This is a genomic window from Pseudolactococcus yaeyamensis (assembly GCF_054658615.1).
Genome location: NZ_BAAGGP010000107.1, coordinates 1 through 7,473, shown reverse-complemented (window position 1 = coordinate 7,473; position 7,473 = coordinate 1). Strand labels below are relative to the sequence as shown.

At 36.0% G+C, this 7,473-nt stretch carries 6 protein-coding genes; all 6 read left to right on the top strand.

Translation table 11 applies throughout. The features are described 5' to 3' along the window. Positions 1–204 precede the first annotated feature (204 nt). The 6 genes from aroC (at position 205) to aroA (ending at position 7,113) form a co-directional block, all read left to right on the top strand. Positions 205–1,371 carry a chorismate synthase gene (gene aroC / locus ACYQ21_RS14010; protein WP_460059155.1) on the top strand — a complete coding sequence of 389 codons (1,167 nt, stop codon included), beginning with the start codon at positions 205–207 and terminating at the stop codon, positions 1,369–1,371. A gap of 110 nt (positions 1,372–1,481) precedes the next feature. Continuing rightward, a complete protein-coding gene (locus tag ACYQ21_RS14005; RefSeq protein ID WP_460059154.1) occupies positions 1,482–1,766 on the top strand; it encodes a GNAT family N-acetyltransferase in 285 nt (94 codons plus the stop codon). Position 1,767: 1 nt separating this feature from the next. After that, positions 1,768–2,289: a hypothetical protein gene (locus ACYQ21_RS14000; protein WP_460059153.1), complete on the top strand. Its 522-nt coding sequence runs from the start codon at positions 1,768–1,770 to the stop codon at positions 2,287–2,289. Positions 2,290–2,819: 530 nt separating this feature from the next. Continuing rightward, on the top strand, positions 2,820–3,923 hold the full coding sequence (locus ACYQ21_RS13995) for a prephenate dehydrogenase (RefSeq protein ID WP_460059156.1): 1,104 nt from the start codon (positions 2,820–2,822) through the stop codon (positions 3,921–3,923). A gap of 173 nt (positions 3,924–4,096) precedes the next feature. Continuing rightward, positions 4,097–5,806: a retron Ec67 family RNA-directed DNA polymerase/endonuclease gene (locus ACYQ21_RS13990; protein ID WP_460059151.1), complete on the top strand. Its 1,710-nt coding sequence runs from the start codon at positions 4,097–4,099 to the stop codon at positions 5,804–5,806. Between the two features lie 26 nt (positions 5,807–5,832). Next, the gene (aroA, locus tag ACYQ21_RS13985; RefSeq protein WP_460059150.1) at positions 5,833–7,113 is read left to right on the top strand and encodes a 3-phosphoshikimate 1-carboxyvinyltransferase; all 1,281 of its coding nucleotides are present in this window, start codon (positions 5,833–5,835) and stop codon (positions 7,111–7,113) included. Positions 7,114–7,473: the final 360 nt, after the last annotated feature.

The window sequence follows — 7,473 nt, the reverse complement described above, 5'->3', positions numbered from 1 at the left end:
ACGTATCTTTCATCTCGTGAATCTTCTATAATCATAAATTTTTCTTGTAGTGTCATATTGTTCTCCTAATGGCAGTGTAGCACTTTTGGTTAATTTTTCAAGACTAATTTATGAAACGACCGTGGTTGTAAGTAAGTGGAACTAGGAAAAGTCCTAGTTTTTTGGTATAATTAGATATAATATTCTGAAAATTGGAGATTAATCATGAGATATTTTACAGCTGGAGAAAGTCACGGACCGCGTTTAACGGCGATTATTGAGGGCGTCCCTGCGGGGCTGCCTTTAAGTTCTGAAGATATTAACCTTGAGTTGAAACGTCGCCAAGGTGGCTATGGTCGTGGTGGTCGTATGCTGATTGAAAGTGATACGGTCGAAATGACATCTGGTGTTCGTCATGGCGTGACTATGGGGAGCCCTATCACGTTAGACGTCACTAACAAAGACTTTAAAAATTGGACCAACATCATGGGTGCTGATGACGTCGAAGACAAATTCAAATCACAGCGTAAGCTGACCAAACCCCGTCCGGGCCATGCCGATTTAGTCGGTGGTATGAAGTATCGCTTTACTGATTTACGAAATGTTCTAGAACGCTCAAGTGCGCGGGAAACAACGATGCGTGTGGCAATCGGTGCCGTGGCAAAGCGGCTTTTGGCTGAACTTGATATTGACGTTGCCAGTCATGTGACGGTTTTTGGAGGCATTGAAGTTGAGGTACCAGATAATCTAACGGTTGCAGAAATTCGTCAATGCGCTAGCGAATCAGAAGTTTCTATCGTCAATCCAGAGCGTGAACAAGACATTAAAGATTTAGTTGATAAAACCAAGAAAGACGGCGATACCATCGGTGGTGTCGTTGAAGTTGTTGCGGGTGGTCTGCCAGTCGGTCTAGGGTCATATGTGCAATGGGACAGAAAATTAGATGCCAAAATCGCCCAAGCAGTTGTCTCTATCAATGCTTTCAAAGGTGTCGAGTTTGGTGTTGGCTTTGATGCAGGCTATCAACCCGGTAGCCAAATCATGGATGAAATCGTCTGGTCAGAAACTGACGGTTATACCCGTAAATCAAATAACCTAGGTGGTTTTGAAGGTGGCATGACTAATGGAGAATTAGTAGTTGTTCGGGGTGTCATGAAACCTATCCCAACCCTCTACAAACCCTTGATGTCAGTTGATACCGAAAATCACGAACCTTATCAAGCACAAGTTGAACGTTCAGACCCGACCGCAGTGCCGGCAGCGGCAGTGGTTGCGGAACACGTTGTTGCGACCGTTTTAGCAGCAGAAATTTTAGAAAAATTTGCCTCAGATAATATGGCTGAACTTAAGGAAAATATCGCGCGTCATAACGACTATATTAAAGGATTTTAATATGATTACTTATAAAATAGGGAATGATTTAGCAATAACTGATGTGATTGATGTCTATAAAGATTCGACTTTTTTTTGCTACGCGGCGACCAGTTGATGATAAGGTAAGAATGACAGAAATGTTTGAAAATAGCAATCTCGTCATTAGCGCTTGGTCAGAAGGTGAATTAGTCGGTATCGCTCGTGCTTTGACAGATTTTTCCTATACGACTTATCTGTCAGATTTAGTGGTCAGAACAGATTACCAGCGTCAAGGTATTGGGCAAAAGTTAATTGAGCAGATACAAGCAGCAGCTCCAATGGCTAAAATCGTCTTGCTAGCCGCACCGCAAGCAGCAGAATATTATCCGCATATTGGCTTTGAGAAGCATGAGTCTGCTTGGGTGAAATTGTAGTATGCAGGAATCAAAGTTAGAAGCACCAACTTTAAAATTTAATCTTATGGCACCAGTATCAATTACGATTGCTCTACTGTGTTTCATCATATCTTTAGAAAAACTACCCAAAATTGATATAAAATCCGTAGATTTTGTATATGGAAGAGTATTATTAATTTTATTACTAGTTTGTTCTGTTAGCTATCTGTTTTATTTATATATCATGACCAAGTTTATTGCAGTTTATGTTGAAGGTGATTATTTGTACTATCATGATAATTATCTGCCGTTTTTTCCGAAACGAGATCTAAAATCTGTCTCCTTAAAAAATGCTGACTATCTGTTTTTAGAACGTCATGATAATGATGTACACAATGAAAGTGGCTATGATACTGCTGCAGGTTTAAAAATTCAATTTAAAGATAAAACAAGAATTAATATCCCGGTTTCTTTGGTTGCAGCTCGTGATGTTGAAGCGTTTATCGCGCAGACTTTAAATTATAAATATAAATTGTTTGGTTGGGATTTGAAGAAAAAATGAGTATTTTGGGAATCAAAGTTGGGTTATAAAATTGCCAAAATTAAAACGACCTATTATCAATTATTTTTTGACAGCTGCGTTTATTTTTATTCTCAGTTGTATTTTATTAGTGCTATTACCTATAAGTGGGATTCTAGTTAGTGTTTTATTTTGTTTGTATATTTTTTTACTTAATTAAAATAGTAAACTGGACAGAAGTCTTTATTGAGGACGGTTGCTTGTGTTATTATGAAAGTAAATCCGAATTTATCAGGCTACCATTATATGACATCAAAAAAATATCATTATCTGAAGAAAGTGTTTATTCGAAAGTTAGTAATAGTGGCTATGATTCTAGAAGTACAACAACATATTACGGTATTGATGTTATGATGAACAATTCGAAAACTGTTAAAATTAATTGTCCATACAATACTATTGGGGATATGGAGTCTTTTATTTCAGATATTACACGCTATAAAAAGAATATTGAGCTGCAAATGATAGCACTCGTAACTGTATTGACCATAATTCATGGTGGAGATAAAAAAATGCCAGAAAAAAATATTTTAATTGCAGGCTTAGGGCTCATTGGTGGCTCGCTTGCGCGAACGATTAAGTCTGGTCATCCAGACTATCATGTTGCTGCTTATAATCGCAGTCAGGAACCGCGAGATTTTGCCATTCAAGAGCGGATTGTGGACGAAGTATCCGATGATTTTGCTGCATTAGCTATCAAAGCGGATGTGATCATCTTGAACTTTCCGGTCCAGTTATCCATCCAGTTTTTGAAAACCTTAGCGACATTACCCTTGAAAGAAAATGTCCTGATTTCAGACTCGGGCTCGACCAAACTTGAGATTGTCACGGCTGCGGAAGAAATTTTCAAAGGCAAGGCCATTCGATTTATCGGTGGTCATCCCATGGCAGGCTCACATAAGTCAGGTGTCATCGCGTCTGATGAACTTTTGTTTGAAAATGCCTATTACATTTTAACGACGTCGGTTTTATCACAACCAGCAGATTTCGAAGAACTTAAAGGAGTCCTTGTCAACACACGGGCAAAATTTATCGAACTCACAGCAAAAGAGCATGATGCGATGACGGCTGTTACCAGTCATTTCCCACATGTTGTCGCTGCGAGTTTAGTCGATAACGCCCACGATTTTGCAGCTATCATGCCTTTTACCAAAAATCTTGCGGCAGGTGGGTTTAGAGACATGACTCGGATAGCAGAAAGCTCGCCTGATATGTGGACTGAAATTTTAATGTCTAATCCAGATAATATTGTCTATCAAATCGAACAATTTAGTCAGAAACTAGCGGATGTTAAGCAGTTGTTGCTGCAAAGACAGAGCGCTGAAATCTGGGATTTTTTCGACAATGCACGCAAGCTCAGAGCTCAGATGCCCATTCACAAAGGGGCGATGGAGAATTTCTATGATCTCTTTATCAGTGTGCCGGATAAGTCGGACGTGATTCACGAGGTTTTGGGATATTTTGCGGGGCATGATCTCAGTATTATTAATATTAAGATTAATGAGACGCGCGTTGAGCTTAATGGTGTTTTGCAGATCACCTTTAAGACGGAAAATGATCAGGCGACCGCCAAGCGTTTGATTTTGGAAAATGCCAGCTATGATGTTTACCAGTAAAAGTATGGTATAATAAAGTTAGCATGTAGTTAGATTTTTAGCTTGTGATTCGCAAGTTGTTTTAGCAAAGTTATGAAATATGTTAAATTTCATTTCCTCAATAGAGAAATTGAGACGTGGTTTTTCCGTAAATTTTGTATAATGGTTGCTACATGTTTTTTTGTATAAAAATTATGATAAATAAAATAAAAAATATAGAAGTACCGCGTGATTTAGCGGTAGAATTAGATTTAGAATATAAGCAATTAACTTATTTTTTGAATAAACAAGATAGTAGAAAATATGTTAAATTTCATATTTTAAAAAAATCAGGGGGATTTAGGGAAATAAATTCTCCAATAAAAGAATTAAAAGGTATTCAAAAAAGAATTGCTCTTTTTCTGATTGATTGCCAATCTGAAATTTTGTTGGAAAGATTTCAACAGAAATATCCAGAAGTATCACTTGAAGAGGAAAAAGGAAGAGAGAAGTTTGCGTCTTTCAAAGAAAATCAAGTATCACATGGTTTTGAAAAAAACAAAAGTATACTAACAAATGCAGAAAAACATAAAAGTAAAAGATATGTGATAAATATTGATTTGCATGATTTTTTTAATTCTTTTCATTTTGGCAGAGTATCAGGATTTTTTATAAAAAATAAAAATTTCCAATTGCCGGAAAAAGTTGCTTACATGATATCAAATCTTTGCTGTTACGAAGGAAAACTTCCACAAGGCGCGCCAACATCACCAGTTATTACTAACTTAATATGTAATTTTATGGATTTAAAAATCCTTAATCTAGTAAAAAAATATAAACTTTTTTATACAAGATATGCAGATGATTTAACTTTTTCAACAAATCAAAAAACTTTTTTAGATAACTACGAGCATTTTTTTAGAGAGCTCGAATATATTATTCAAAAAAATGGGTTTAAAATTAATCACTCAAAAACACGCCTTTTATATAAGAGTCAAAGACAAGAAGTAACGGGTCTTTTAGTAAATGAAAAAGTTAATATAAAACGTGAGTACTATAGAAGTACACGTTCAATGGCATATAGGTTATATAATAATAAAGATTTTTATATTACTGATAAAAGAAAAAGTGCATCTATTGAACAATTATCAGGAAGATTTGATTTTATATATCAAGTTTACAAGCACAATAAAAGTAGTAATACAGGTTTTTTGAAAGAATATGAAAGATTTTTAATTTATAAATATTTTTATGCAAATAAAAAACCAGTTATTGTTTGTGAAGGAAAAACTGATCCGATATATTTAAAAGCAGCAATAAAAAATTTACATACAGAATTCCCTAAATTAATTGAAAAAAATGAAAAAGGATTTAATTTCAAAATACACTTTTTGCGGAGAAGTGAACTGCTCTCAAATATACTAGATTTTGCTAAAGAGGGTTCAGCTCCTATAAATAATCTCTACAAAAAAATCAGAAATAACAATGGCTATAATGAGTACTTTAAAAATTATAGAAAACCAACATTTCCAGTTATATTATTATTAGACAATGAGTTAGTCAAAGGAAAACCACTTCAAAAATTCGTGAATGATAATAAAAATTTAAGTAATAATTTGTTAGAACATATTAAAGAGAAAAATTATCAGCAATTAAAAGAAAATTTTTTTCTGCTTACGAATAATCACCCTTCAGATTTTTTTACAGAATCAGAAATAGAGAATCTATTTATAAATACAAAAGTTAACTTTGATGGTAGCATAGATTATAATGGAAAAATTTTTTATAGTAAAGACAAATTTTCAAAGTATATTGCTTTAAATTATAAAGATGTTGATTTTTCAGGTTTTAAAATATTGTTGGAAAATTTCAATAATATTTTAAATGAGTATTCTGAAAAAGATAATGAAATAGAAAAATTTTAAGGAAAATGTAAAATAAGGAGATAACAGTGAAATTGCAGACAAATGCGACGGGACTTGGCGGCAAGCTCAAGGTTCCCGGCGATAAATCAATCAGCCATCGCTCAATCATGTTCGGCTCGCTCGCAAAAGGCGTGACGAAAATCCATGATATTTTATGCGGCGAAGACGTACTTTCTACCATGGCTGTTTTTCGTGAATTAGGTGTTAAAATCGAAGATAATGGAGATGAAGTGTTGGTTTATGGTGTAGGCTTTGAGGGGTTTCATGCGCCACAAAATCGGCTGGACATGGGTAACTCAGGCACCTCAATCCGACTGATTTCAGGTGTTTTGGCTGGACAGCCTTTTTCTGCTGAGATGTTCGGTGATGATTCGCTTTCCAAACGACCCATGGATCGTGTGACGATACCATTGCGCCAAATGGGAGTAGATATTTCAGGACAAACAGATCGCGATCTACCACCGCTTAAAATCACAGGTTCTGATCATTTGACACCGATTAACTATACTTTACCAGTTGCTTCAGCTCAGGTTAAGTCTGCCTTGATTTTTGCCGCTTTACAGGCAGACGGTGAATCAGTTATCACTGAAAAAGAAAAGACACGTAACCATACTGAGGATATGATTCAACAATTCGGCGGCGAGATTTCTATCAATGGAAAAGAAATCCGTGTCAAAGGTGGACAAAGCTTTACAGCGACCGACGTGACGGTCCCTGGTGATATTTCAAGTGCAGCCTTTTTCTTGGTAGCAGGCTTGATTGTACCTAACAGTGAAATTACTTTGAAAAATGTTGGTATCAATGAAACTCGGACTGGTATTATCGAAGTCATCCAAGCCATGGGTGGTGATTTAACGATTTCTGATGTGGATGAAGTTGCTAAGTCAGCGACCTTGACAGTGAAAACGTCAGAGTTGAATCCGACTGAAATTTCAGGCGATATTATTCCACGTTTGATTGATGAGCTGCCTGTTATTGCCTTGCTTGCAACGCAAGCCAATGGCATGACAGTGATTAAAGATGCTGAAGAGTTGAAAGTTAAAGAGACTGACAGAATTCAGGTAGTCGCTGATATGCTGAATGCTATGGGTGCTGATATTACACCGACGGAAGACGGTATGATCATCAATGGCAAATCACAGCTGAATGGTGCCACAATTAACACACGTGGTGACCATCGCATTGGTATGACCGCAGCAGTTGCAGCATTATTAGTCGAAAATGGCGAAGTGATACTAGAACGTTCAGAAGCGATTCAAACATCTTATCCATCATTTTTTCAAGATTTGGCACATTTATTGGTCTAGGCTATTCTCGAAAGGGCGTTTAATGCCTCAGACTGAGTTTGCTAAATTTCATGTTTTTTTTAAGCAAAAAAGGTTGACAAAAACTTAATAAATTGATAAGATGGTTCTTATAGAAATTTGTTTCAATCAAACCTGTTATGATTAAAGCAAATCTCGTCTACCAACTAGGGTGCTTGCTGAGACTGACTCCGAGCACCCTAGTTTTTTTGTACCCAAAATATCAGAAGCTTCATATCACGGTCGTTTCATAAACTTTTTATTACGTCAGTCAATATCTTCTCATTCACCAAGCATTTCAATAGATTCTGCTTGACACTAACCCTTTTATTTACTTGTTTCAAATAAGTACGATGAGCCAAA

Excerpts from the sequence above, each read along its gene's own strand:
- aroC (WP_460059155.1), top strand. The coding sequence starts at position 205 with ATGAGATATTTTACAGCTGGAGAAAGTCACGGACCGCGTTTAACGGCG.
- ACYQ21_RS14005 (WP_460059154.1), top strand. The coding sequence starts at position 1,482 with ATGACAGAAATGTTTGAAAATAGCAATCTCGTCATTAGCGCTTGGTCA.
- ACYQ21_RS14000 (WP_460059153.1), top strand. The coding sequence starts at position 1,768 with ATGCAGGAATCAAAGTTAGAAGCACCAACTTTAAAATTTAATCTTATG.
- ACYQ21_RS13995 (WP_460059156.1), top strand. The coding sequence starts at position 2,820 with ATGCCAGAAAAAAATATTTTAATTGCAGGCTTAGGGCTCATTGGTGGC.
- ACYQ21_RS13990 (WP_460059151.1), top strand. The coding sequence starts at position 4,097 with ATGATAAATAAAATAAAAAATATAGAAGTACCGCGTGATTTAGCGGTA.